Below are 24,760 nucleotides of genomic sequence, written 5' to 3'. Positions count from 1 at the left end.
GGGCCTGGCGGGTCGCGCGCCGGCTGGGATTCCTAGCTGGAGTAGGCGCTGTTTTCGTGCACGTAGTCGTGGGTGAGGTCATTGGTCCAGATGGTGGCTTCGGCGTCGCCTGCCTGCAGGTCGATTTCCACCAGGACTTCGCGGGGTTCCAGGTCCACCAGGGAGCGGTCATCGCCGATGCTGCCGTTCCGGCAGATCTGGATGCCGTTCATGGCGACGTTCAGCTTGTCCGGTTCGAAGATGGCATCGGTGGTGCCCACGGCGGAGAGCACGCGGCCCCAGTTCGGGTCCTTGCCGAAAATGGCGGCCTTGAAGAGGTTGGAGCGGGCCACGGAGCGGCTGACCGTCTCGGCGTCGGCTTCGCTGGCTGCGTTGAAGGTCCGGATGGCGATGTCATGGCTGGCGCCTTCGGCATCGGCAATCAGTTTGCGTGCCAGCTCGGCGCAGACCTGCGTCAACCCGGCACCAAACGCCTCGGCGGACGGCACAGCCCCGGAAGCGCCGGAGGCCAGCAGGACCACGGTGTCGTTGGTGGACATGCAGCCATCCGAATCGGCGCGGTCAAAGGTGACACGGGTGGCGTCGCGGAGGACGACGTCGAGCATTTCCGGCTGTACGTCGGCGTCCGTGGTGAGCACCACCAGCATGGTGGCCAGGCCCGGGGCCAGCATGCCGGCTCCCTTGGCGATGCCGCCGATGCTGAACTCCTGGCCGTCGGCGTCGGTGCCGATGAAGAGCGCTGACTTGGGCACGCTGTCCGTGGTCATGATGGCGGTTCCGGCGGCGGGACCGCCATCGGTGCTCAGCGCCGCCGCGGCAGCCTCCACCCCCGGCAGGATCTTGTCCATGGGAAGCTGCTCGCCGATCAGTCCCGTGGAGCAGACGAAGACGTCGGTGGCCGAAATGCCAAGGACCTTCGCCACTTTCTCCGCTGTGCTGTGGGTGTTCTGGAAGCCGGTAGGGCCGGTGCAGGCGTTTGCCCCGCCGGAGTTGAGGATGACGGCGTCCACCCGGCCGTCGGAGACCACCTGGCGGGACCAGTGCACGGGGGCAGCTGCCACGCGGTTGCTGGTGAAGACGGCGGCGGCTGCCTTGGAGGGGCCGTCGTTGACGACCAGGGCAAGGTCAGGGTTGCCGGAGGCCTTGAGTCCGGCGGTGACGCCGGCGGCCCGGAATCCCTGGGGTGCGGTGATGGTCACGGGGCTACTCCCTGCAGGTTGAGGCCGGCGGTTTCCGGCAGGCCGAGTGCGATGTTCATGGACTGCACGGCGCCGCCGGCAGTGCCCTTTGTGAGGTTGTCGATCACGCAGGTGACGATGACCCGTCCGGTATGCGCGTCGAAGGCCAGCTGCATGGCGGCATGGTTGGAGCCCTGGACCGATTTAGTCGTCGGCCACTGGCCTTCCGGCAGCAGGTGGACGAACGGCTCGTCGTCGTACGCCTCGGCCCAGGCCAGGCGCAGCTGCGCGGCCGTGGTGCCTGCTTTGACTTTGGCGGTGGCGGTCGTCAGGATGCCGCGGCTCATCGGGGCAAGGGTGGGCGTGAAGGAAACGGAGACCTGCTCCCCCGCAGCATTGGACAGGCCCTGCTCGATTTCCGGAGTGTGCCGGTGGCCGCCGCCCACGCCATACGGACTCATGGAGCCCATGACCTCGGAGCCAATCAGGTTGACCTTGGCGGCCTTGCCCGCACCTGAGGTCCCGGAAGCGGAAACGATCACGACGTCGTCGGCCTCCAGCAGGTGCCCCGCGAAGCCGGGAGCCAGGGCGAGGAGGGCGGACGTGGGGTAGCACCCGGGAACGGCGATGCGCTTGGCGCCCTTGAGTGCTTCGCGCTGGCCGGGCAGCTCCGGAAGACCGTAGGGCCAGGTGCCGGCGTGGGCGGAGCCGTAGAACTTTTCCCAGGCGGCGGGGTCCTCGAGCCGGTGGTCTGCGCCGGCGTCGATGACCACCGTGCCCTCCGGCAGCTGGGCGGCGATCTCCGCGGAAGCACCGTGGGGCAGGGCAAGGAAGACGACGTCGTGGCCGGACAGGTTCTCCACCGTCGTGTCCTCGAGGATGCGGCTGGCCAGTCCGTGCAGGTGGGGCTGGAGTTCACCGAGGCGGGAACCGGCGTTGCTGTGGGCTGTGATGGCGCCGATGGTCACACCGGGGTGCCCGGCAAGCAGGCGGAGGACCTCTCCCCCGGCGTAGCCGCTGGCTCCCGAAACCGCAACAGAAATAGTCATGCTTCGACTATACAGCAATAGTTATGCATTGCTACCGATAATTATGCATATAGGATGGCTATCAGGCGATTGGTACTTGTCCTGCCAGCCCACTGTGTCCCTAGGATGGGTTCGGCAGCCGGGGCCGGAGACGCCGGGACCCGCGAAAGGAGCGCCATGACGCACGCAATCGTCGCACGGCAGGCAGGCGGACCGGAAGTCCTTGAGTATACGGAGTCGGAGCCCCCCGTTCCGGGCCCGGGGCAGCTGCTGGTCAAGGTCGGCGCGGCGGGCGTCAACTTCATCGATACCTACAAGCGCAGCGGCACCTACAAAGTCTCCTACCCCTTCACTCCCGGTTCGGAGGCAGCGGGCACGGTGGAGGCAGTGGGCGAGGGCGTGACCGGCTTCGCCGCGGGCAACCGGGTAGCCACCGCGGAAGGCGTCAGCTGCTACGCGGACTACGCCCTGGTGGATGAGGATGCGGCACTGCCGGTACCCAAAGGCCTGGATGTCTTCACTGCCGCAGCGCTCCCCCTGCAGGGCGTTACCGCCCACTACCTGATGAATTCCACCTTCAAGGTGGAACCAGGCCACAAGGTCCTGCTGCACGCGGGCGCCGGCGGCGTGGGGCTGCTGCTGATCCAGCTGCTCAAGGCACGTGGCGCGGAAGTCATCACCACGGTCTCCACCGACGAAAAGGAACAGCTTGCGCTCGACGCCGGCGCGGACCACGTGCTGCGCTACGACGGCTTCGCGGAGCGGGTCCGGGACATCACCAGCGGAACCGGCGTCGACGTCGCCTACGACGGCGTGGGTAAGGATACGTTCGACGGCTCCCTGTCAGCGCTGCGGATCCGGGGCATGCTGGTGCTGTTCGGAGCAGCATCCGGGCCCGTCCCGCCGTTTGACCCGCAGCGCCTCAACGCCGCGGGCTCCCTGTTCCTGACCCGCCCCACCATGGGCCACTACCTGCGGGACGCGGCGGAACGGCGCTGGCGCTCGGACGAGGTGTTCGCTGCCGCGGCCGACGGCAGCCTGAAGGTCCGGATCGGCGCACGCTACCCGCTCAGCCAGGCCGGGCAGGCGCACCGCGACCTCGAGGGCCGCAAGACCACCGGGAAAGTCCTCCTGGTGCCATAGCCGCGGGGCGACGTGAACAACAGGCAAACGCCCGAACGGCATGAATCGGACCGTCCAGGCGCGCGCGACACCTTCCGTTCATCTTGTCCCGGCACAATGCGCAGGTGACTCAGCAGCAGGTCCCCTTCGGGGATTCCGGTTCCGGCGTGGAGCCAGCCAGCATCATCCGGGACGGCGCAGGAGCCGGTGGCCGGGACCAGGCGTCCGGGGACGCCGGCCACGGCATTGCCGTCCACCGGCCCCAGCTGGCCGGGGCTCCCGCGGCACCGCCTGCCCGCACCCTGATTGATGTGCTGCAGGACACGGCCGCACGGTTTCCCGACGCCTCGGCCCTGGACGACGGCCGCACGTCGCTCAGTTACGCCCAATTGCTGGACGAGGTCCGAGCCACGGGACGCCGGCTCCACCTTGCCGGACTGGGCGCCGGTGACAGGATCGGCGTGCGGATCCCGTCCGGAACCAGCGAACTGTACGTCTCCATCCTTGCCATCCTCCTGGTGGGCGCGGCCTACGTTCCCGTGGATGCGGACGATCCCGAAGAACGGGCCCGGCTCGTGTTTGGCGAAGCCGGGGTGGCAGCGATCCTTGGGGCCGGGGGCTCGATCGAGCCAGGGCCGGCGGGCACGGTACGCAGCGGCCCGTTCAAGGGTGCGCGCCCGCCCGAACCCGGGGACGACGCCTGGATCATCTTCACGTCGGGGTCCACGGGAACGCCCAAAGGGGTGGCCGTCCGGCACCGGTCGGCTGCAGCCTTCGTCGATGCGGAGGCCCGGCTGTTCCTCCAGGATGATCCGCTGGGCCCGCAGGACCGCGTCCTGGCCGGCCTTTCGGTTGCCTTCGACGCTTCCTGCGAGGAAATGTGGCTCGCCTGGCGCCACGGCGCCTGCCTGGTACCCGCACCGCGCGCCCTCGTCCGCACCGGCATGGACCTAGGCCCCTGGCTGATCAACCACGCAATCACCGCCGTCTCCACCGTGCCCACGCTCGCAGCACTGTGGCCCGCGGAATCCCTCGAAAACGTCCGCCTCCTGATCTTCGGCGGCGAAGCCTGCCCGCCGGAACTCGCCGAACGCCTGGCCGTGGAGGGCAGGGAAGTCTGGAACACGTACGGGCCCACGGAAGCGACGGTAGTGGCCTGCGCGGCGCCGCTGGGCGGGCCTGGACCAATACGGATCGGGCTGCCCCTGGCGGGTTGGGACCTTGCCGTTGTCGATGCCGCCGGCGTTCCGGTGCCCGAGGGCGGAACGGGTGAACTGATCATCGGCGGGGTGGGCCTGGCCCGCTATCTGGACCCGGCCAAGGATGCGGAAAAGTACGCCCCGATGCCCAGCCTGGGGTGGGACCGGGCTTACCGCTCGGGCGACCTCGTGCGGTTCGAACAGGCAGGTCTGATCTTCCAGGGCCGCGCGGACGATCAGGTCAAGCTGGGCGGCCGCCGGATCGAACTCGGTGAGATCGACGCAGCCATGCAGGCCCTCCCCGGGGTGGCCGGCGCCGCGGCCGCCGTGCAGACCACCGCGGCAGGCAACCAAATCCTGGTGGGCTACCTTGCCTCCGCCCCGGGCCATGACATGGACCTGGGTGCGGCACGGGAACAGCTGGCGGCAAGCCTTCCGGCGGCGCTGGTGCCGTTGTTGACGACTGTTGACTCGGTGCCCACCAAGACCAGCGGAAAAGTGGACAGGCACGCCCTGCCGTGGCCGCTGGCGGGTGCGGGCGCCGCAGAGGCGGATGCGGCTCCCTTGAACCTTCCGGATGATGCCGGGTGGATCGTGGAGCAATGGAGCAGCGTGCTGGGCAGCCCCGTCACCTCGCTGGACGCCGACTTCTTCGCCTACGGCGGCGGTTCGCTGTCCGCCGCCCAGCTGGTCTCCGCGCTGAGGGCCCGCTACCCCACCATCACGGTGGCCGACGTCTACGCGACGCCGAGGGTGGGGGCGCTGGTGGAGCTGGCGCGGCAAGTCAACCAGGGCGGCGACTCCGCTCCGGCGCGGGAGCGGACGGTGCGGCCAACTGCCAGGAAGTCGCAGGTCTTCCAGACGCTGATGGGCGTGCCGCTGCACATCCTGGTGGGCATGCGGTGGCTGACCTACCTCATGGCCGTCAACAACCTGCTGGCAGGACTCGCCGGATTTACGGCCGCACCAACCATTTCATGGTGGTGGGTGGCGGCGTCCTGGCTGGTCTTCGTCAGCCCGGCCGGACGAATGCTGCTGTCCATCGCGGCTGCAAGGCTCCTCCTCCGCGGCGTCAGGCCAGGCATCTATCCCCGGTCCGGGCGCGTCCACCTGCGGTTGTGGCTTGCGGAACAGATCCAGGACCTGGCAGGAGCCATCAGCCTCGCCAGTGCGCCGTGGGTGCCGTACTATGCCCGGGCGCTGGGGGCGAAGATCGGCCAGGACGTCCAGCTTCATTCGCTGCCGCCCGTCACGGGACTGCTGACGCTGGGCAGCGGAGCCAACGTGGAACCGGAGGTGGACCTGTCGGGCTGGTGGATCGACGGCGACGACGTGCACATCGGGGCCATCCGCATTGGCCGCGGCGCCAGCGTGGGTGCGCGCAGCACGCTGATGCCCGGCGCCTCGATCGGGGCCGGGTCGCAGGTGGAAGCAGGTTCCGCGGTGCTGGGGAAGGTGAAGGCAGGCCAACTTGCGGCAGGTTCACCGGCCCGCCGGCAGGGCAAGGCCAAGCACAGCGTGCCAAGTGCCCCGGCCCAGGGCAGGTTTGCCGCACGTGCCTGGTTTGCCGGATTTGCCCTGGCGTCTGCGGGCCTGTCCTTCATGCCGTACCTGTCTGCTGCCGCCGCGCTGTGGGTCGCGTTCACCTTCATCCAGGGCAGTACCTCGCTGACCGGGGCCCTCCCCCGGCTGCTGGCGGCCCTAGCCCCGGCATCACTGGTGTGGTTCGCCACGAACGCCGTTCTGGTCCTGGTTGCCACGCGCCTCCTGTCCACCGGGATCACGGAGGGCTACTACCGGATCCGCAGCCGGGTGGGCTGGCAGATCTGGGCCACCGAGCGGGTCCTGGACCTGGCCAGGGACCTGCTCTTCCCCATCTACGCGAGCCTGTTCACGCCGGTATGGCTGCGCCTGCTGGGCGCCAAGGTCGGAAGGAACGTGGAGGCCTCCACGGTGCTCCTGATCCCGAAGATGACCACCGTGGGTGAAGGGGCGTTCCTCGCCGATGACACCATGGTGGCTTCCTACGAGCTCGACGGCGGCTGGCTACGGGTGGCACCGGCAAAGATCGGCAAAAGGTCGTTTCTGGGCAATTCGGGCATGACCGCCGCCGGCCGCAGCGTTCCCAAGAACTCACTCGTAGCCGTCCTGTCCGCTACACCGGCGAAGGCAAAATCCGGCACCTCCTGGCTGGGCAGCCCGCCCGTCCGCTTGCGGCGGACCGCGATCGCCTCCGACGATTCGCGCACTTTCCAGCCCCCGGCGCGGCTGAAAGTCGCCCGCTCCCTGTGGGAACTGGGCCGCTTCCTGCCTGTCATGCTCACGGTCGCCATTGCGGCCGGCACCATGCTGGCCTTCGACTGGATCGCAGCGACCTGGGGCTACGCCGCCGCCGCCCTGCTCACCGGCGTCGTAATGCTGCTGGCGGGCCTTGTGGCAGCAGCGGCGTCCGTCGCCGCGAAGTGGGTCCTGGTGGGGCGGATCCGCCCCGGCGAACATCCACTGTGGAGCTCCTTTATCTGGCGGAACGAAGTGGTGGACAGTTTCATCGAACTGGTCACGGCGCCGTGGTTCGCCCGGGCAGCGTCGGGCACCCCGGCGCTGGTCTGGTGGCTGCGGGCGCTCGGGGCGAAAATCGGCAGCGCCGCACATGGTGCGAGAGCTACTGGCTGCCTGAGGCCGACCTGGTGGCCCTTGGCAGGAATTCCACGGTCAACCGGGGCTGCGTGGTGCAGACGCACCTGTTCCACGACCGGGTCATGAGCATTGACGCTGTTACGCTCGAGGACGGGGCCACCATGGGCCCGCACGGGGTCATCCTCCCCCAGGCCAGCATCGGCGCAGGCGGAACGGTGGGGCCGGCATCCTTGGTGATGCGCGGCGAAGCAGTGCCCGCCGCAACGTACTGGATGGGTAACCCGGTCAGCCCATGGAGCGGGCCCGGATCGCCGTCTGCCACCTAACCGAAGGTCCCATGAGTTCTTCAGCATCAGCCGCCCGGGGCACTACTCCCGCAGCCGCCGGAACCTCCCCGGACCCGTACCTGCCCGGCGCCGGGACACATGCCTTCCGCGTCGAGCGGTACGAACTGGACCTGGACTACCGCGTGGCCAGCAACCGTCTCAGCGGCAAAGCGGTGCTGCACGGCGTGACCTGCGCTCCGACGTCGGCCATTGTCCTGGACCTTGTTGGTCTGCGGGCAACGAAGGTCCTGCTGGATGGCCGCAAGCCGCTCCGGTTCAGCCAGCGGGCCGGGCAGCTGGTGGTGACTGCGCCGCGCCCCTTCGAACCCGAACAGCCCTTCACCCTGGAGGTGCGCTACGAGGGCAGTCCGAGGCCCCGCCGCGGGCCGTGGGGCGAGGTGGGCTGGGAGGAACTTACGGACGGTGTCCTGGTGGCCGGGCAACCCAACGGTGCACCCTCCTGGTTCCCCTGCAACGACCGCTCCGGGGACAAGGCCAGCTACCGGTTCACGGTCACCACTGAAGCGAACTACCGGGTGGTGTGCAACGGCGTTCTGCAATCGCATACTCCCCGCGCCAGCCGGGAAACCTGGGTCTACGAACAGTCGGAGCCGATGGCCGCGTACCTGGCCACGGTGCAGATTGGCCGGTACGCACTGCTGGCGCTGGACAGTGGACGGCACGGGATGCCAGTTCCGCAATCCGTGGCCGTCTCCCCCGCGCTGGCAGAGCGTGCCATCGCGGGATTGGCCTGGCAGCCGGCCATGATGCGCACGTTCAGCAGTTGCTTCGGGCCCTATCCCTTCCCCGGTTACACGGTGGTGGTAACGGATGACGAACTGGAGATTCCGCTGGAGGCCCAGTCGCTGGCCATCCTGGGGCCCAACCACCTGGACCTGGAGTGGGAGTCCCAGCGCCTGATCGCCCATGAGCTGTCGCACCAGTGGTTCGGCAATTCCCTGACCGCTGCCGGGTGGCAGGACATCTGGCTGCACGAGGGCTTCGCCTGCTATGCCGAGTGGATCTGGTCCGAGGAGGCAGGCGTTATGAGCGTGGCTGAGCGGGCCGCCGCGGCCTGGCGCCGGCTGGCGTCAGAGGACCAGGACATCCTGGTGGGCGATCCCGGTCCTGAGCGGATGTTCGACGACCGTGTCTACAAGCGCGGCGCGCTGGCCGTGCACGCGGTCCGGATGGCCGTGGGCGACCTCGCTTTCTTCGCGGTGCTGCAGGAATGGACCGCCGGCCACAGGCACGGCTCGGTCACCACGCAGGATTTCATCGTGGCCGTCAGTGGTGCCACGGCCGTCGATGCGGAGACGCTGCTGCACCCCTGGCTTTACGAGGAGCCGCTGCCGCCACTGCCGCTGGCCTGAGCGCGCACGGAAAGCGCGACGGCGGCCGCAAAGTGTGGAGGCAACCCGGCTTCGGCCGGGTCCAGGTCACGCAGGCCGGGACGTTCCCGCACATCCACGGTGGAAGGAGCAGTGCGGAGCCCGTCGCCAGCCATTTTCAGCCAGGCTTCCTTGCGTGTCCAGAGCCTCGCCCTCGCCGCCGGCAGCAGTTCGGCCTTGACGTCCCGGAGGGTCCGCCGCTCCGCGGGCGTCAGGGCCACCTCGTCAAACCCGTCGAAGCCGCTACGGGCCGGCTCCTCGATGTCGGCGCCCAGCCGCGTTCCAGGGGAGGCGTCCACCACAGCCGCGAGCAGCGTCCAGCCACCGGCCCGGGACAGGCTCAGCGCCAGGGGCACAGGGGCACCCCGGTAGCTGTATCCCGGCCGGCCGTGGCCGAGACCGGGGCCTGTTCCGCACTGCGGGCAGCTGTAGGCCACGGTGAGGTCTGCGGCGGGAACTGAGAGCAATTGGCCTGCAAAGACCCTCTGGGAAACGCGGCCGGCAAGGAACATCCAGCCCGCGGCAGGTGCCATGGCCGCGGCCCGCGTGAGTTCGGCGCTGTCCAGGAGGCGTTCGGCGTCCCGCTGCACCGCGGCCGCTTCCCCGGGCAGCAGGAAGGGCGGGACTGCACGCATTTCACATTGCGCCATGACCCGCCCTTCCTGCTCCGAACAGTATCTAGCGCTGGACGGCTCCGAAGCGTTCCGCTGCCAGGGCCACGGCGCCTTCACGCGCTGCCGAGGCCTCGTCCGCGGTCAGGGTGCGGTCGGCGGCCCGGAACCGGAGCCCGAAGGCCAGCGACTTCTTGCCGTCCTCAATGCCCTTGCCGGCGTAAACGTCGAACAGTGCCACGTCTTCCAGCAGCTCTCCGGCGCCTTCCCGCAGGGCGGCAAGGACGTCGTCTGCCGGTACGTCGGCCGGGACCACGAGCGCCACGTCCTGGGTGGCCACCGGGAACGTGGAAATGTGGCGCGCCACAATCACATCGGGTGCGGCCTCGAACAGGGCATCGGCGTCAAGTTCCAGTGCCACCGAACGGGCGGGCATGTCCGAGGCGGCCAGCAGCTTGGGGTGCAGTTCGCCGGCATAGCCCACGGTCTCCCCCGTGCGCAGCGCCAGCCGGGCGGTGCGGCCGGGGTGGAACGCCTGGTGGCTGCCCTGGCTGACCACCAGGTCCACGCCCAGCACATCGCCGGCAAGGCGGGCTACGTCCAGTGCGTCGGCCCAGTCCCACACGCGGGGTGTGTGGTTCGCGGCGGCCGGGGAATCGTGGCCGGTGAGGACCGCCGCGATGTGGAATGGCTGGTTCGGGACGCCGTCGTACAGTGCGTCAAGAACCTCATCGGCAGGTTTGGCGCCCAGCGGCGGGATGTCAGCAGTTCCCACGGTCCCCTCCGGCAGGAACACCAGGCCGGATTCAAACAGGGCCAGGTCCCGGAAGCCCCGGGAGTGGTTGCGCTTGGCCACCTCGATCAGTCCGGGCAGGATGGACGTGCGCAGGTAGCCGTGCTCCTCGCTGATCGGATTGGCCAGCTTGAGGGCGGTCCGCGCCCCTCCTTCGTCAGCCACGCCGAACGTGTCGTTGGCCGCCTTGGACACGAAGGGGTAGGACAGGACCTCGGTGAGTCCGGCGTCCGCCAGGGCCTGGATGAGGCGGCGGCGCTGCTGCTGGACGCGGGTCAGGCCACGGCCCGGAGGGGCGACCGGCAGGGTGGCGGGGATCTTGTCGTAGCCCACCAGCCGGGCGATTTCCTCGGTGAGGTCTTCCTTGGTCTCCAAGTCGCTGCGCCAGCTCGGCGGCGTAACCGTCCACCCGGCGTCGTTCTTTGCTACCACGGCGCCCAGGTCCTCGAGGGACGTGACAATCTGCTGCCCAGTGAAGTCGATGCCGATCCGTGCAGCGGCGAAGCCTGCGGGCAGCTCGATGGTGACGGTGTCCGGGGCGGTCCCGACGTCGGTTCCCGCTTCGTCAGCGGTGCCGCCGGCCAGTTCCACCAGGAGGTCAACCACGCGTTGGGCGGCGACGCCGGCCACCTGCCAGTCCACGCCCCGCTCGAACCGCTTGGACGCCTCGGACGGCAGTTTGTGCCGGCGCCGGGAACGCCCGATGGAGACGTCGTCAAAGTGCGCCGCCTCAACCAGGATGTTCGACGTCGAGTCGCTCACCTCGGTGGCCGCGCCGCCCATGACACCTGCGATGCCGATGGCCCCGGAGTTGTCAGTGATGAGCAGGTCCTCGGCGTCAAGGGTGCGTTCCTTGCCGTCCAGGGTGGTGATCTTCTCCCCTGCGGTTGCGCGGCGCACCACGATGTCGCCGGAGAGCTTGTCCAGGTCATAGCAGTGCGTGGGCTGGCCGAGTTCGAGCATGACGTAGTTGGAGATATCCACGGGCAGGGAGATGGAGCGGATGCCGGCGAGCCGGAGCCGGGAGACCATCCACGGCGGGGTGGGCCGGGTGGCGTCCACGCCGCGCACCGTGCGGGCCACGAACCGGTCGCAGCCGGCTTTGCCGTAGATGGGGGCGTCGTCGTTGAGCTTGACGCCGTAGCCGCCGGAAAGTTCGGCCGGTGCCTGGACCCTGGAGGCGGGATCCGTGAAGGCGGTGCCGGTGGCATGCGCGTATTCGCGGGCGACGCCGCGGATGGAGAAGGCGTAGCCGCGGTCGGGGGTGACGTTGATTTCGGCCGCCTGGTCGTAGAGGCCCAGGAGCTCCATGGCGTCGGTGCCCACCTCTGGGTCCAGCCCGATGCGGGAAAGCACCAGGATGCCGTCGTGGTCCTCGCCGATCCCCAGTTCGCGGACCGAGGCGATCATGCCGGCGGACAGGTGGCCGTACGTCTTGCGGGCGGAGATGCGGAAGTCGCCGGGCAGTACGGCGCCTGGCAGCGTGACCACCACTTTGTCGCCCTCAACGAAGTTGTGCGCGCCGCAGATGATGCCCTGGACGCCGGACGGGTCGATGCCGTCCCCAGTGAGGGTCTGTTCCTTGCCTTCGGGGACAACCCGGACCTGGCACCAGTTGATGGTCTTGCCGTTGGTCTGCGGTTCCTTGACCAGGCTCAGGACCTGGCCCACCACCACGGGGCCCTGGAGGGTGTCCGTGGGGCGGTGGACGGCTTCTTCTTCAAAGCCGACCTTGACCAGTTCTTCCATGACGTCTTCGGCCGTTGCTCCGGCCGGTACTGCTGCGAATTCCCGCAGCCAGGAAAGTGGGATACGCACTGTTAGATCTCCATCCCGAAGTGCTCGCTGAACCGTACATCGCCTTCGATCATGTCGTGCATGTCGGCAACCTCGTTGCGGAACATGAGGGCACGCTCGATGCCCATGCCGAAGGCAAAACCTGAATAGACGTCCGGATCGATGCCGGCGGCGCGCAGGACGTTGGGGTTGACCATGCCGCAGCCGCCCCACTCGATCCAGCGCGGGCCGCCCTTGGCGCCGGGGTGGAAGATGTCCAGCTCGGCGGACGGCTCGGTGAACGGGAAGTAGTTGGGCCGCAGGCGGACCTTTGCCTCCTCACCGAACATCTGGCGGGTGAAGTGCTCCAGGGTGCCGAGCAGGTCCGCCATGGACAGGCCCTTGTCGATGGCCAGGCCTTCGAACTGGTGGAACACCGGGGTGTGGGTGGCGTCCAGTTCATCGGTGCGGAACACCTTGCCCGGGCAGAGCACATAGATGGGAACTTCGCGCTCCAGCATGGAGCGGACCTGCACCGGGGAGGTGTGCGTGCGCATCAGCAGGTGGGCTTCGGGCGGCTCCACGAAGAAGGTGTCCTGCATTTCGCGGGCCGGGTGGTCGGGCTTGAAGTTCAGGGCGTCGAAGTTGAACCATTCGGATTCCACTTCGGGGCCTTCGGCGATCTCCCAGCCCATGCCCACGAAAATGTCCGCGACGCGGTCCTGCAGGGTGGACAGCGGGTGGCGCGCACCGGCGCGGCGGCGGCGGGGGGCGGCGGTGACGTCAACGGTTTCCTCGACCAGGATCCGGGCGTCGTTCTCGGCTTCGAGCACTTCGGCGCGCTCGGCGAGCGCCTTGTTGACCCGGCCGCGGGAGGCACCCATGAGCTTTCCGGCGAGCGCCTTCTGGTCCTTGGGCAACCGGCCGATTTCGCGGTTGGCAAGGCTGAGCGGGGATTTCTCGCCGCTGTGGGCCAGGCGTACCGCCTTCAGCTCGTCAAGGGTGGCCGCACCGGCGATGGCGGTGATGGCCTGGTCTACAGCGGCGTTGATGGCGGCCTCATCCGTGGGGTTCGGGATGGCGGCGCCCGGCAAAGTTTCAGTCATCTACTGTTCTTAGCTACGAGTCGTGGCTGCCGGCAGCCGGTCAGCCATGCACGGTTTCCCGCGCGGCCCGTCCGTCGCCGGCAGGTCATGGATGAATGCGCTGAACGTCAGTGTCATTCAATGACCAGGTCAGGGCTCGCCGGAAGGACCGGCGGCCACTGCCCTCCAGTCTAGTAGAACCCTCCAGTTACCATGGCCTCATGACTTTGCGGCAGCACGCAGGTTCGGTGAATGGCCCGACGACGGCCCAGCGGCTCAGGCGGGCAGCCAACCTCCTCAACGGGAGCACCCTGGCCGGGCTCGCCGTCGCCCTTGCCGCCAGGACACACATCAGGCACGGCCCGCGCGGGCTGATCATTGCGGCCGGCTACCGCTGGCGGCTGCCTTTCGCCGGCGCCTACACCCTGGGCAACGTGGTGCTGTGCCGCGGCACGGCCGAGGACCTGTTGTCCCGGCCTGCCCTGCTGGGACACGAGGAACGGCATTGCAGCCAGTACGCGTGGTGCCTGGGGCTGCCCTTCATCCCCCTATACCTGGTGGCCGCCGGCTGGTCCGTGCTGCGGACCGGCAATCCGGGGACAGCCAACATCTTTGAGCGTCGGGCCGGCCTGGCCGCCGGCGGCTACCCACTCCGGGCGGCGAGGCATCCGTGACGGGCCGCGACCCCCAGGCCAGCCGGGATCCGGGGACCATCACCGTCACGGGGACCGGATGGGCGGAAGCCGCACCGGACCTGATGCTTGTCTCCATAGGTGTCGAGTGCCGCGCCGAATCGGTCGTTGAAGCTTACGCGGCAGCAGGCAAGGACCTGGCGGCAGTTGGCTCGGCCCTCCGCAGCCGGGGCGTTGGGCCGGACGATATCCGCTCGGCCGGCCTTGCTGTCCGCGCCGACCTCGCCTGGCGGGACGGTGAAGGCCAGCGGCTTGTGGGCTACATAGCCTCCAGTAGCCTCGCGGTCAGGCTGCGGGACCCAGGCAGCGCGGCCGCCACCGTTTCCGCAGCCGTCCACACGGCCGGGGACAATGTCCGCCTCAACAGCCTGCAGCTGGTCCTTTCGGACGACTCGGTGGTCCGGGCACAGGCCCGTGACGCTGCATGGCAGGACGCGCTCAGTTCCGCTGCGCAGTATGCCGCATTGGCCTCGGCCGGCCTGGGCAGTGTCCTGTCCGTCACCGACCAGTGCCCGGCCCCGGGACCGGTGCCGCTTGCCGGTTTGCAGCGGGCATCCGCCACGGAAGGGCCACAGGTTGAGTTGGGCCTGAACCGGGTGGAGGCAGCCGTCACCGTCACCTGGGAGCTACTGCCCTAGCCCGCAGCCGTACCCGCCGCGTCGAGCCATTGTTTCGCCTGGGCTGGACTGCGTGGCGCCTTGACTTAAATTCGAACATGTTTTCGAATGGTGCCATGAGATGGGAAGCGCAAGCACTGGTACCCACGCCGGATGCCGCAGGAGGACCCGGCCCCGCGCTGCTTCCGCTGGCCGGTCTGGTCCGGTCCGTCACCACCCCCGAGTTCGCCGGGATCACGTTCCACGAGGTCACCGCAAAATCTGTGCTCAACAGGGTCCCGGCGGGATCGAAGATGCCTTTCGAGTGGACAGTGAATCCCTACCGCGGCTGCAGCCACGCCTGCGTCTACTGCTTTGCCCGCAAGAGCCACACCTACCTGGACTTCGACGCCGGCATGGACTTCGACAGCCAGGTGGTGGTGAAGGTCAACGCCGCGGAAGTCCTCAGGAAGGAACTTAACAAGGCCTCCTGGACGCGCCAGCAGGTGGCGCTGGGCACCAACACCGACCCCTACCAGCGGGCCGAGGGCAGGTACCGCCTCATGCCTGGCATCATCAATGCCCTGGCGGAATCCGGCACTCCCCTGTCCATCCTCACCAAGGGGACCCTGCTGGCACGTGACATTCCCTTGCTCAAGCGCGCCGCTGCCCAGGTACCCGTGGGACTTGGCATCTCCCTGGCCATGACCGACGAAGCTCTCTCCGAGGCCATCGAACCCGGCACTCCCGGGCCCAGGGCGCGGCTGAGGCTGGTGTCCCGGCTGCGCGAAGCCGGGCTCCCGTGCGGCGTGATGGCCATGCCCATCCTGCCGTGGCTCTCCGACAGCGACGAAGCCCTGGATGCCCTGTTCGCTTCCCTGGCCGCCGCCGGAGCAACCGGCGTCACCGCCGGGGCCCTGTACCTGAAGCCGGGCACCAGGGAATGGTTCATGAAGTGGATCGCCGCCAACCATCCTGAACTGGCCGGACGCTACCGGCGGCTCTACGGCACCGGTTCCTATGCATCCAAGGAGTACCGGACGTGGCTTGCGGGCAGGGTCCGCTACTTCAAGGCCCGCTACGGCTTTACGCACTCCTCCGGCTTCAGCCACAGGGACCTCGACGATCCACGGGCCGAGGAAGCGGCGTACCCGGCGGGGAGCATTCCCACCGCGGTTCCCGGCGGACCCCTTGCCGGCTCCCCCGCGACGACTTCTTCGGCGGCCGGGACGGCCGTGCAGGATTCCCTCTTTTAGCCGGTTTTGGCGTTGGCCCCGCCTGCGGGCCGGTCCTGTACCAGGGACTGCGGCACCAGCGCCGACACAGAGTCCAGGAGTGCGTGCACAATCGGATAGTCGGCCGGTATCCAAGGCAAGCCAAGGACAGCGGCGTGGTCCTCCAGCCGGATCCAGCGCAGTTCGTCATGGTCTTCAAGCGGCGCGGGTTCGCCACTGGCCACCTCGGCGAACCACACCCTCATGCTGGCCCGGTCGTTGAGGGGCCAGCCGGCCGGGGTTTCCGCCGGCAGCTCTGCTCCCAGCCGCACGCCGATTCCCAGCTCCTCGGCCAGTTCGCGCACCAGCGCCGCTTTGGGAGCCTCACCGGGTTCCACCTTACCGCCCGGGAACTCCCACAGGCCGGCCAAATGCTCCGGAGCGCTCCGCCGTGCCACCAGCAACGCCCCCGGATTGGCCAGCGTATCCACTACTGCCCCGCCAACCACCTGTATCAGTCCAGTCACCGCCCCATTCTATGGGCGACAATGGGAGGGGCCCGGAACGTCATCTCCCTCAGGGGGAATAGTGGCCCGCCCCCCAGGGTTTGCCCCACTGTCCGGACCTTCCTGCCCCATTGCCGTGGCGTCCGTCCCCTTTCCGGTTCCACCTTCAGAAAAGCAGGCATATGAGCAGCGTCCTCTCCCCGTCCACGGCAGCCCGCACCACGACTCCCCGCGTCGGCATGGCCATCTTTGCGCTGGCCATGGGTGGCGTGGGCATCGGCGTCACCGAGTTCACCATGATGGGCCTGCTCAAGGAAGTGGAGCAGGGCCTTGGGATCAGCACCCCTGAAGCCGGGCACCTGATCTCCGCGTACGCGCTGGGAGTGGTGGTCGGGGCTCCGCTGCTGGCCGCCGTCGGCGCCAAACTGCCCCGCAAGAGCCTGGCCCTGGGCCTGCTGCTGTTCTTCACGGTGGCCAACCTGACCTCATTCATGGCCCCCGACTACGGGTCGATGCTCGTGTCCCGCTTTGCCGCTGGGCTGCCCCACGGGGCGTTCTTCGGAGTTGCCGCCGTGATCGCTGCATCCTTGGTGCCCCCCACCCGGCGGGGCTGGGCCATCTCCATGGTCATGGCCGGCCTCAGCGTCTCCAACGTGGTGGGCGTACCGTTCGCCACGTGGCTGGGCCAGACTTTCGGCTGGCGCCTGCTGTTTGTCCTGGTGGGCGCCATCGGCCTGGTGGCACTGCTCATGGTGTGGAAGTTTGTCCCGTTCCAGGCCGCGCACCCTGACGCGAGCATCCGCCGTGAACTCGGCGCCCTCAAGCGGCTCCAGGTCTGGCTGGCCCTCCTGGTGGGCATCGTCGGCTTCGGCGGCTTCTTCGCCACCTACACCTACATCGCGCACACCATGACGGCTGTTGCCGGCATCCCGTCGGGGCTGCTCCCCCTGGTGGTGGCTCTATACGGGTTGGGCATGGTGGCCGGAAACATCGTGGGGGGCAGGCTGGCCGACAAATCCGTGATGGGCACGCTCTACCGCGTCCTCCCGGCCATTGCCGTGGCCCTGGTGGTTTACGCGGTGGCAGCCCACTGGCCGTGGAGCGCCATGGTGATGGTGTTCGTGGTGGGCGCCTCCGGCTCCATGCTGATCCCGGCACTCCAGACCCGCCTCCTCGACGCCTCGCCCGACGCACCGTCGCTGGCATCGTCCCTCAACCATGCCGCGCTGAACGTTGCCAACGCACTCGGCGCATTCCTCGGGGGGCTGGTCATTGCGCTCGGGTGGGGCTTCGTCGCCCCCGCGCTGGTGGGCGCTGTCCTTGCGGTCCTCGGCTTCGGCGTCGCCCTGCTCAGCGGACTGCTGGAACGCAAAAGGCCGCTCGCTGCCTGAGCGGCCCGGGCGCTGGTCCCGGCCGTCCCTTCACCGGTGCGGCAGCAGTGAACAGACCGCCCGTGACGGGTCTTAACGATGCGGCAACGCCCGCTTTGGAGCTACTGACTTTGCCGGGTGGGTATGTTAGCTTGAGGCTCATCGGGACTATTAATCCCGGTCACAATAAGGAGGAGACATGGGTTTTCTTGCTTGGATTATTCTGGGCCTGATTGTCGGGGCCATTGTTAAGGCCGTTATGCCCGGACGGGTCGGCGGCGGCTGGGTCACCAGCCTCATCCTGGGTGTCGTTGGAGCCATCGTTGGCGGCTGGATTGGCAGCCTCCTGTTCAACAAGGGCGATCTTGCCTTCTTCGACCTCGGCACCTGGATTCTCGCTATCGTTGGCGGCCTGGTTGTTGCCGGCATCTACGGAGCCGTCACCGGACGCGGGAAAGCCACTCGCGCACCCTGATCAATCTGTCCAGCAACAGTCAATGGGCCCCGGATTTCCGGGGCCTTTCTTTGTGCCCGGACGCACTAGCCGTTGTGGTCCTGGGCGAGCGGGGCGGGGCGGCGCTGGGATCGGGCGCTGGCGTAGAGGCACACGGTGGCTGCGGTCCCAAGATTGAGGCTTTCGGCCGCACCGTACACCGGAACCGCAACCCGGTGGTCTGCCAGTTCAAGCTCCGCCTCGGAGAGCCCCTGGGCCTCGTTCCCAAAGAACCAGGCGGTAGGTGCAGCGAGGTCGTAATCAGATCCGGGGCCGGCTCCGGTGAGCCTGCGGCGGGCGTTCTCGTCCTGCAGGACATCGAGGTCCAGCTGCCCGTAACCGTCGGCAGCGAGGACACCGATGCCCCGGGCCTTGCAGGCGGCAGCAAGTTCCGCGGGATCTGCGGCCAGGACGACCGGCAGATGGAACAGCGACCCCGCGGTGGAGCGGACAGCCTTGGGGTTGTAGATATCAACGCTGGACGCTGTGAAGATGACGGCGTCCGCGCCCGCCGAATCGGCCGCACGCAGCACGGTGCCTGCGTTTCCCGGGTCCCGGACCTGGCACAGCACGGCAATCAGGCGCGGGCCGGCGTCGAGCACGTCCGCCAAGGCAACGTCCACGAACCTGCAGACGGCCACGATTCCCTGCGGGTTGACGGTGTCCGCCATGGCTGCCAGGACCTCGTCGGTGGCCAGCCGGGCGTTGGTGCCTTCGGCGAGCTCTTCGAATTCGGGGAAGCGGTCCAGGCAGCTTTCGCTGGCGAAGACTTCGGTGACCACTCCGGGTGCTCCCGCCGCGAGGCGCTGCTGGTGGAGCTTGAGGGCTTCCCGGACAGCCTGCGGCCCCTCCGCAAGGAACTGGCCGCGCTTTAAACGGGCCGGGCGCCCGGCAAGCTTTGCCACGTCCCTGACCCGATCGGCTCGGGGGTTGGACAGTGGAAGATCTTGCGGGCGCCCGGATTCGTTCATACAAGAACTGTAGTAGCTGACGCTTCCAGTTCCTGAACTGGCCCCTCAGGCGAGGGGCGGCAGCGACTTCTAGGCTGCGGCAACCTTCTTGGCGGAGGTGTCTGCCGGCAGGGAGTCCTTGGCCACCTGGACCAGTGCGGCGAAAGCGTTGGCGTCGGAGACGGCAAGCTCGGCCAGCATGCGGCGGTCAACCTCAACCTCGGCGGCCTTCAGGCCCTGGATGAGGCGGTTGTAGGTGAGGCCATTGGCGCGGGACGCAGCGTTGATGCGCTGGATCCACAGGCGGCGGAAGTCGCCCTTCTTCTTCTTGCGGTCACCGTAGCTGTACACAAACGAGTGCAGCAGCTGCTCTTTGGCCTTGCGGTACAGGCGCGAACGCTGTCCGCGGTAACCCTTCGCCCGTTCAAGAACAACCCGGCGCTTCTTGTGGGCGTTGACCGCCCTCTTCACACGTGCCACGTGCGTACTCCTTCGAAAATCTGATCCCAAGCATCTGTTGCCGGTGTCCCGGCGGCCTGAGAAGGCTGTTTGGCAGGTGACGGACCACCGGCGGGCGGTCCATCAATAAACTTGGAAACTAGATGCCGAGCATCTTCCGGATGACCTTGGCGTCGCCCTTGAAGACGATCTTGTCGCCGGCAAGGCGGCGGGTCAGGCGGCTGGACTTGTGCTCCAGGTAGTGGCGGCGGTTGGCCTGCTGGCGGCGCAGCTTGCCGCTGCCGGTCAGCTTGAAGCGCTTCTTAGCACCACTGTGGGTCTTCATCTTCGGCATGGGAACCGATCTCCTTACGTTTCTGCGGGCCCGGGGGCCGGCAGTTCTATCGCGCAGCCACCCCCGCGGGCAGCATGCTGGTTGCTGACTGCCGGAACATGCCCGGCAGCTGTGAACTAGTTGGTCTTCTTACCGGCCGGCTTCGGCACTGCCTTGGGGGCAGGACGTGCAGCAGGCTTCGGTGCAGCAGGCCTGGCCACCGGCTTGGGCGGCGCAGGCACACCGGCCGGCTTCGGCGCAGCCGCTTCCGGCTTGGCGGCAGCTGCAGGCTTGGGCGCCGGCGCGGCGGCCTTCGGTGCAGCAGCCTTGGGTGCAGCAGCCTTCGGCGCTTCCTGCTTCGGAGCCGGAGCCTTGGGGGCCTCCTGCTTCGGAGCCTGGGCCTTGGGCGCTTCCTGCTTCGGGGCCTCCTGCTTCGGAGCTTCCTGCTCAGGAGCGGCAGCAGGCGCTTCGGCCGGAGCGTTGTCGGCGGCAGGTGCCTCCGGCTCGGTGGACACGGTGAAGCCTTCCGGCAGGAGGTCCGCCAGTGACTGCGTCATGGGTGTCTGGTCCTGGCCGGAGGTGTCAACGCGTCCTGCAGCCTTGGCTTCGTTCTGCGCCTTGGCCTCGGCGCGCTGGGTTGCCCGGCGTGCCTCCGCCTTGGCCTCAGCCTTGTTCTTCAGCGGGCCAACCACCATGACCATGTTGCGGCCGTCGATGCGGGGGCTGGACTCCACCACGCCGACTTCGGCGACGTCGTCCGCGAAGCGCTGGAGCAGGCGGATGCCCATCTCCGGACGCTGCTGCTCACGGCCACGGAACTGGATCATGGCCTTGACCTTGTCCCCGGCACCGAGGAAGCGCAGGGCGTGGCCGCGCTTGGTCTCGTAATCGTGGGTGTCGATCTTCAGGCGGAAGCGGATTTCCTTCAGAACGGTGTTCGTCTGGTTCTTCCGGGCCTCACGTGCCTTGACCGCGGCCTCGTACTTGTACTTGCCGAAGTCCATCAGCTTGCACACCGGAGGCTTCGCCTGAGGTGCAACTTCAACGAGATCAAGGTCGGACTCGGCAGCCAGGCGCAGGGCATCCTCAATACGGACGATTCCTACCTGTTCACCTGCAGGGCCGACCAGCCGCACCTCGGGGACGCGGATACGCTCATTGATTCTTGGCTCGCTAATGTTAAAGCTCCTGTGTTTGTTGTTGAGTCCGGCAAATGAAGAAGGCCCCCAATTGCCGGAGCAATCGAAGGCCTCAAAGAGGTTGGACCGGCAACCCGCTAAGGGCTGCACGTGCACAGTCCCGGCAAATGCCGGCCCATGCCCAACCAGGTACCCGGCAACCTTGCGTCCCTGCGGGTTCCAAAGGAACGGGCGGGACAACGGCTGACGCGGGTGGGAGAGAACTCCGCTTGCAAACTGGATGCCATTCTACAGAAAAAATTCCCGTCAACGCCGCGAAGCGCTGCTGGGAACCTGATCGTTTAGGACAATCCCTGAAATAACTACATCCAGTCGGTCTGTGTCAAGCTTACCAGTATGAGCACCCCAGACAGTAATTCATACGTCTTCGAGCCCGGCGACGCAGGCGCAGACGTCTCACAACAGATCCGCGACATCTCCGAAGTTCCCGCCATCGAGGTCATCACCACGGCGGCCGTGCACCTGATGAGCGCCGCAGCGGTGAAGCTTGGCCTGGCCGAAGAGGACAACGCAGCCGAACTCAAGGACCTCGACGAGGCCCGGAAGCTGATCACCGCACTGGCCGGCCTCGTGACCGCGGCCGCCCCGGAAATCGGGTCCCAGCACGCCGGACCCTTGCGCGACGGCCTGCGGTCCCTGCAGTTGGCCTTCCGCGAAGAGTCGCTGATTCCGGATGCACCGGGCAAGGGTCCGGGCGAAAAGTACACCGGGGCAGTCAACTAAAGCCCAACTCCCCCAAGCACCGTCCGACGGCGGGACGCCCCCTTTGCGGGCCGTCCCGCCGTCGCATTTTAAAGCGGCTGGCCGGGAGACCCAGGGGCCGGCCTGCGGCGCCGCTGCTGAAGCGCGAGCCCGACGACGCAGAGCACCACGCCGGCGGCTCCGACGGAGACGAAACCGCCGGAAGGGCCCATGACGTCGATGAAGACCCCGGCCAGCGGCGAACCGAACGCAACTCCGGCGGTCAACGCGGAGCCGTACCAGCCCATTGCCTCCCCCCGCCGCTCCTCCGGGACCAGCTCCGCGACCTTTTCCGAGGCCGCGGACAGCACAGGGGCGCACAGCAGCCCTGGCAGGACGGAGACAAAGGCAAGCATCCAGGTGTCGTGGGCGAAGGCCATGGGCAGGGTCAGCGCGGCCATGCCGAGCAGCAGGAAGACCGGCGGAATGGGCCGGTGCATGGCCCCGTAGACCAAACCGCCCACCACGGAAGCCGCGCACCAGAAGACGAAGACGATCCCGATCTCGCTCTGGTGGCCGCCGATTTCCAGCGCGGCCACAATGCCGACGTCGGTGCCGCTGAGGACCATTCCGGCGCCCGCGGCAACGGCGAAGAGGGCCGCGACTGTTGCGGTGAACCAGGAAAAGCCGCCCGCCAGTCTTCCCCTGAGGCCCTGCGCGGCGCTGGTGGCCGCCCCGGCGGGCGCCAGTTCCGCGGCGGCTTCCTGCACATGCCCCGGGGCCGTGGACACCACCGCGGCCTCGGCGGCATGCTGCTCATCCGGCGCGCACTCCAGGCTCAGTCCTTCGCTGCGGGTGGGCGGGTTGAACCACATGAGGAACAGGCCGGCCAGCGAAGTTGAAACGCCCACCACCGTTAGCCCTGCGGTGGTGAAGCCGCTGGTGGCCACCACGGCGCCGGCCGCCGGGCCGATCATGAAGACCACCTCCGTAGTGATGGCGTCGAGGGCAAACGCGGTGCGGCGCTGCTCGCCCTCCGCCAGGACGCCCAGGGATTGCCGGACCACGCTGAAGATGGGGAGCGTGAGCAGGCCGCCGACGAAGACCAGCGGAAGGAGCCACTGGTAGGACACGTGCGGCACCACCGACCAGATCACCGTCTCCGAGATCACCGATGGGATGAGCGCGGTCCGGAGCCCCGCCGTGTCCACGCGCCTGCCACGCCATGGCGCACCCAACGCAATGCCGATGGTCATGACAGCCGCGGCGGCACCGGCGGCGGCATAGCCCTGGCCCAGGGTAAGGACGATGTGCAGGGTTAGCAGAACACCGGCGGCTGAGTGCGGGATCCGGGCAACCATGCCCACCAGCAGCAGCCGGCGGATGGGCCGGACGGCAAGCAACTCCCGGTAGAGAGCGAAATTCACGAAAGCGGTCCTTCAGGATGCGCCGCAGCCCCTTGGGGATCACCCATCCGGCTGGCGGCTAGTCGGGAGCGCGCCTCAGTTTGATTTCCAGGGAATCGACGCGCTCCCCAAACAATACATTCCGGGACCACTCGGCCTGCAGGCCGGCTACCAGATCCTGGACACCGGCCGCGTCCAGGCCGTCCTCGAGGTACAGCACCACCTGCAGTTCCGGCCCGGTACCGCCACCGGGGAGCAGGGACCCGTCGGCCGCCCTGGCGGCGACTCCCCTGCCGGGCGACAGTTCGACGCCGCGGACGGCCGCGAAGCCGGCGGCAGCGTTGCCCATTTCGGCGGCGAGGGCCCGGTCATTGTAGGAGGGGGTCCAAGCGTGCTGCTTGGCGAGGGCCCAGACACCGGGGCGGCGCACCACGAAGGTTACATCCGCACCCGGATCCAGGACCAGGAGTTCTGCCCCTTCGGCGACCGCAGAGAGGGCCGCCCGGGCGGCATAGACCGCTACCGGCCGGGCCTCGGGATGCCATGCGGCCAGTGCGGCCGCAGAAGTGAACGCCGGCAGCGCGGTCCTGCCGTCGGCGGCCTTCAGCGTCACCAGCGCCATGTCCGCCTGCTTGTCCGCGTGCAGCCCGTGCACTGTCCCGGCCTCTTCGGCGAGCTGGGCCACGATGGGAATGAACACGCGGGCCGTGGCCAGCGCGGCAACGACGTCCGCCTCGTCGCCCCGCCCCTCCCGGAGCGCGGCAATTGCGGTGAGGTAGCCGGCGTCGGCCGTTCCGTCGTCGTCCTCGAAGTTGTGGATCTTCGCATCATCTCCAGCCAGGCTGCGGCCGGCCCATGGCTGGCCCGCGGAATCCGTGGCACCACCGGCGCCGGCCAGGGCCGCCGCAATATGGCCGGGGAGTTGGCGTGCGGGAGGGCTTACCGGTTCTTCGGAGCTGGGCATGGCCGGGCTGCTTCCCCGCGCCTACCGGCGGCCGGCGACGTCGAGGGCTTCGGGCAGCGTGAAGGCGCCGGCGTAGAGTGCCTTGCCCACAATGGCGCCTTCGACGCCCAAGGGGACCAGCGAGCGGAGGACTTTGAGGTCGTCCAAACTGGAAATGCCGCCGGACGCCACCACGGCCTTACCGGTCTTCTCCACCATCTGGCGCAGGAGTTCAACGTTCGGGCCCTGCAGGGTGCCGTCCTTGGTCACATCGGTGACCACGTAGCGGGCGCAGCCGGCCTCCTCCAGGCGGCCCAAGACGTCCCACAGGTCCCCGCCTTCCTTCGTCCAGCCACGGCCGGCCAGGGTGGTGCCCCGGACGTCCAGTCCGACGGCGATCTTGTCGCCGAAGCGCTCGATGGCCCGCGCGGTCCAGTCGGGGTTCTCCAGTGCTGCGGTCCCCAGGTTGACCCGGGCGACGCCCAGGTCGAGCGCTGCCTCCAGGGTCTCATCGTCGCGGAGGCCGCCCGAGAGCTCTACCTTGATGTCCAGCCGGCCCACCACCTCGCGGAGCAGGTCGGCGTTGGAACCGCGCCCGAATGCAGCGTCAAGGTCAACCAGGTGGACCCATTCGGCACCTTGCTGCTGCCAGTTCAACGCGGCTTCGAGGGGGGTGCCGTAGCTGGTTTCGCTGCCCGCCTCGCCCTGGACCAGCCGGACGGCCTGGCCGTTGACGACGTCGACGGCGGGCAGGAGTTCAAGTACCGGCAGGTCATGTGCGGTGGTCATACT

General features: G+C 68.2%; 21 protein-coding genes and 1 pseudogene. 9 read left to right on the top strand and 13 right to left on the bottom strand.

The annotated features are described in order from the left end of the window. Nucleotides 1–32 precede the first annotated feature (32 nt). On the bottom strand, nucleotides 33–1,199 hold the full coding sequence (gene argJ, locus J2T23_RS11725; protein ID WP_307360106.1) for a bifunctional glutamate N-acetyltransferase/amino-acid acetyltransferase ArgJ: 1,167 nt from the start codon (nucleotides 1,197–1,199) through the stop codon (nucleotides 33–35). Continuing rightward, complete coding sequence (gene argC / locus J2T23_RS11720) at nucleotides 1,196–2,227, bottom strand: N-acetyl-gamma-glutamyl-phosphate reductase (protein ID WP_307360104.1); 1,032 nt, start codon at nucleotides 2,225–2,227, stop codon at nucleotides 1,196–1,198. Before argC ends, argJ begins: the two co-directional genes overlap by 4 nt. A 156-nt stretch (nucleotides 2,228–2,383) precedes the next feature. On the opposite strand from argC, the gene J2T23_RS11715 reads away from it, so the two are divergent. From J2T23_RS11715 to J2T23_RS11705, 3 genes and pseudogenes are all read left to right on the top strand, one after another. Further along, a complete protein-coding gene (locus tag J2T23_RS11715; protein WP_141181194.1) occupies nucleotides 2,384–3,349 on the top strand; it encodes a quinone oxidoreductase family protein in 966 nt (321 codons plus the stop codon). Between the two features lie 224 nt (nucleotides 3,350–3,573). Then, nucleotides 3,574–7,490 (top strand): annotated as a pseudogene (locus tag J2T23_RS11710) (Pls/PosA family non-ribosomal peptide synthetase). An 11-nt stretch (nucleotides 7,491–7,501) separates the two neighbouring features. Further along, entirely contained in the window at nucleotides 7,502–8,863 is a 1,362-nt protein-coding gene (locus J2T23_RS11705) for a M1 family metallopeptidase (RefSeq protein ID WP_307360101.1), read from the top strand. On the opposite strand, the gene J2T23_RS11700 is transcribed toward J2T23_RS11705, so the two are convergent. From J2T23_RS11700 to pheS, 3 genes are read right to left on the bottom strand one after another with little or no spacing between them, the layout of a single operon-like run. Beyond that, nucleotides 8,827–9,531 carry a 4'-phosphopantetheinyl transferase family protein gene (locus J2T23_RS11700; protein ID WP_307360099.1) on the bottom strand — a complete coding sequence of 235 codons (705 nt, stop codon included), beginning with the start codon at nucleotides 9,529–9,531 and terminating at the stop codon, nucleotides 8,827–8,829. The genes J2T23_RS11705 and J2T23_RS11700 overlap by 37 nt on opposite strands. 28 nt (nucleotides 9,532–9,559) lie before the next feature. Next, nucleotides 9,560–12,103 (bottom strand): phenylalanine--tRNA ligase subunit beta, encoded by a 2,544-nt coding sequence (pheT, locus tag J2T23_RS11695; protein WP_307360097.1) that lies wholly within the window; start codon nucleotides 12,101–12,103, stop codon nucleotides 9,560–9,562. Nucleotides 12,104–12,105: 2 nt separating this feature from the next. Then, nucleotides 12,106–13,167 (bottom strand): phenylalanine--tRNA ligase subunit alpha, encoded by a 1,062-nt coding sequence (gene pheS / locus J2T23_RS11690; RefSeq protein WP_141160940.1) that lies wholly within the window; start codon nucleotides 13,165–13,167, stop codon nucleotides 12,106–12,108. Between the two features lie 200 nt (nucleotides 13,168–13,367). Here pheS and J2T23_RS11685 point away from each other — a divergent pair, with 200 nt between their 5' ends. From J2T23_RS11685 to J2T23_RS11675, 3 genes are all read left to right on the top strand, one after another. Next, nucleotides 13,368–13,820 carry a hypothetical protein gene (locus J2T23_RS11685; RefSeq protein WP_141160941.1) on the top strand — a complete coding sequence of 151 codons (453 nt, stop codon included), beginning with the start codon at nucleotides 13,368–13,370 and terminating at the stop codon, nucleotides 13,818–13,820. Continuing rightward, nucleotides 13,817–14,476 (top strand): SIMPL domain-containing protein, encoded by a 660-nt coding sequence (locus J2T23_RS11680; protein ID WP_307360094.1) that lies wholly within the window; start codon nucleotides 13,817–13,819, stop codon nucleotides 14,474–14,476. The genes J2T23_RS11685 and J2T23_RS11680 overlap by 4 nt, the downstream gene beginning before the upstream one ends. Before the next feature lie 95 nt (nucleotides 14,477–14,571). Continuing rightward, nucleotides 14,572–15,690, top strand: coding sequence for an Rv2578c family radical SAM protein (locus J2T23_RS11675; protein WP_307360159.1), 1,119 nt, complete (start codon nucleotides 14,572–14,574; stop codon nucleotides 15,688–15,690). Here the strand turns inward: J2T23_RS11675 and J2T23_RS11670 are convergent. Then, nucleotides 15,687–16,175 carry a (deoxy)nucleoside triphosphate pyrophosphohydrolase gene (locus tag J2T23_RS11670; protein WP_307360092.1) on the bottom strand — a complete coding sequence of 163 codons (489 nt, stop codon included), beginning with the start codon at nucleotides 16,173–16,175 and terminating at the stop codon, nucleotides 15,687–15,689. The two genes, J2T23_RS11675 and J2T23_RS11670, sit on opposite strands and share 4 nt — an antisense overlap. A 161-nt stretch (nucleotides 16,176–16,336) precedes the next feature. Between J2T23_RS11670 and J2T23_RS11665 the strand changes: the two genes are divergently transcribed. Then, entirely contained in the window at nucleotides 16,337–17,545 is a 1,209-nt protein-coding gene (locus tag J2T23_RS11665; protein ID WP_307360090.1) for an MFS transporter, read from the top strand. Nucleotides 17,546–17,723: 178 nt separating this feature from the next. Further along, on the top strand, nucleotides 17,724–17,999 hold the full coding sequence (locus J2T23_RS11660) for a GlsB/YeaQ/YmgE family stress response membrane protein (protein ID WP_141160945.1): 276 nt from the start codon (nucleotides 17,724–17,726) through the stop codon (nucleotides 17,997–17,999). 65 nt (nucleotides 18,000–18,064) lie between these two features. Here the strand turns inward: J2T23_RS11660 and J2T23_RS11655 are convergent, their stop codons facing one another. The 4 genes from J2T23_RS11655 to infC form a co-directional block, all read right to left on the bottom strand. Then, nucleotides 18,065–18,988 (bottom strand): TrmH family RNA methyltransferase, encoded by a 924-nt coding sequence (locus J2T23_RS11655; protein ID WP_141181189.1) that lies wholly within the window; start codon nucleotides 18,986–18,988, stop codon nucleotides 18,065–18,067. Between the two features lie 69 nt (nucleotides 18,989–19,057). Further along, nucleotides 19,058–19,447, bottom strand: a complete 390-nt coding sequence (rplT, locus tag J2T23_RS11650; protein WP_018763610.1) for a 50S ribosomal protein L20 — start codon at nucleotides 19,445–19,447, stop codon at nucleotides 19,058–19,060. 118 nt (nucleotides 19,448–19,565) lie between these two features. Then, on the bottom strand, nucleotides 19,566–19,760 hold the full coding sequence (rpmI, locus tag J2T23_RS11645) for a 50S ribosomal protein L35 (RefSeq protein WP_009358635.1): 195 nt from the start codon (nucleotides 19,758–19,760) through the stop codon (nucleotides 19,566–19,568). Nucleotides 19,761–19,876: 116 nt separating this feature from the next. After that, nucleotides 19,877–20,875 carry a translation initiation factor IF-3 gene (gene infC / locus J2T23_RS11640; RefSeq protein WP_370871404.1) on the bottom strand — a complete coding sequence of 333 codons (999 nt, stop codon included), beginning with the start codon at nucleotides 20,873–20,875 and terminating at the stop codon, nucleotides 19,877–19,879. A 399-nt stretch (nucleotides 20,876–21,274) separates the two neighbouring features. Here infC and J2T23_RS11635 point away from each other — a divergent pair, with 399 nt between their 5' ends. Then, nucleotides 21,275–21,661 (top strand): DUF1844 domain-containing protein, encoded by a 387-nt coding sequence (locus J2T23_RS11635; RefSeq protein WP_141181188.1) that lies wholly within the window; start codon nucleotides 21,275–21,277, stop codon nucleotides 21,659–21,661. A 68-nt stretch (nucleotides 21,662–21,729) separates the two neighbouring features. Here J2T23_RS11635 and J2T23_RS11630 read toward each other — a convergent pair whose 3' ends face one another. The 3 genes from J2T23_RS11630 to priA are packed head-to-tail and all read right to left on the bottom strand — an operon-like array spanning nucleotide 21,730 to nucleotide 24,757. Beyond that, complete coding sequence (locus J2T23_RS11630; RefSeq protein WP_307360087.1) at nucleotides 21,730–23,046, bottom strand: MFS transporter; 1,317 nt, start codon at nucleotides 23,044–23,046, stop codon at nucleotides 21,730–21,732. Nucleotides 23,047–23,104: 58 nt separating this feature from the next. Continuing rightward, nucleotides 23,105–23,989, bottom strand: a complete 885-nt coding sequence (locus J2T23_RS11625; RefSeq protein WP_307360084.1) for an SseB family protein — start codon at nucleotides 23,987–23,989, stop codon at nucleotides 23,105–23,107. 21 nt (nucleotides 23,990–24,010) lie between these two features. Then, nucleotides 24,011–24,757 (bottom strand): bifunctional 1-(5-phosphoribosyl)-5-((5-phosphoribosylamino)methylideneamino)imidazole-4-carboxamide isomerase/phosphoribosylanthranilate isomerase PriA, encoded by a 747-nt coding sequence (gene priA, locus J2T23_RS11620; RefSeq protein WP_307360081.1) that lies wholly within the window; start codon nucleotides 24,755–24,757, stop codon nucleotides 24,011–24,013. Nucleotides 24,758–24,760 lie beyond the last annotated feature (3 nt).

The organism is Pseudarthrobacter niigatensis (assembly GCF_030812615.1).
GTDB classification, from domain to species: Bacteria; Actinomycetota; Actinomycetes; order Actinomycetales; family Micrococcaceae; genus Arthrobacter; species Arthrobacter niigatensis.
Note: the sequence above shows the minus strand (reverse complement) of the source record. Positions and strands in the feature narration are given on the sequence as shown.